Here is a 725-nt window from a genome sequence, read left to right as displayed (position 1 = left end):
GCGGCCGAACTAATCAAGAAGGTATCTGTATCGACTTTAAATAGCTTGCATAAACTAGCATGCAGAATTAACGTGCCAACCAATAACAAGGCGATAAAGAGAAATAACTCTACATTCAGAGCACTTAGAATTTCCAAGTTGGTCATTGTGCCCATGGTAAAACAAAACACTAGCACCAAATACATGCCGCAATGAAAGCTCTGCTTCAAACGCTTTACCTGAGGAAAAAATGACAAGCCCAGACCAGCACTCGTAATCGCCACTATCGTCACTACTGAAGACATACTTTTCGGGAACAACTGAGAAAGGCCTATACCAATAACCAATGCCAACACTGCAAAGCCGAGTACAGAGGCAACATTTAAAACATTTTCTTTGCTCACTAGCTGCTTATAGGCATGTGAACTTTCATCACTCAAGTGATCAAAGAGCCCCCCACCCGACGTGCTATTCAAGGGCAACTTTTCGCTTTCATTGAAGGCTTTTAAAAACCGGCTAAACAGCGGTTTTGCGAGGCTCACAACAAATAATAGATATAAGGCCGACAGCAAAATATCATAGCTGGTCATCGTAATAAACACCGACTGCTCACCTTCAATTGCCGCACTAATAGCCGCCATATTCGGGCCTCCTCCGGTATACGCGCCGACCGCTAATCCAGCAACTTGCCACAAATGCTCTATTCGCCCATCAAACAGTAAAGACAGAATCGTCGTGATAATCAT

The 725-nt window shown here is 43.7% G+C and carries 1 protein-coding gene; it reads right to left on the bottom strand.

Features of this window, described 5'->3' with window-relative positions:
• Positions 1 to 725 (bottom strand): DUF819 family protein (locus A3756_RS25680; protein ID WP_156490780.1); only part of this gene is annotated, 725 nt, incomplete at both ends.

The organism is Oleiphilus sp. HI0086, from assembly GCF_001635225.1.
This window is presented reverse-complemented; position numbering and strand designations above follow the sequence as displayed.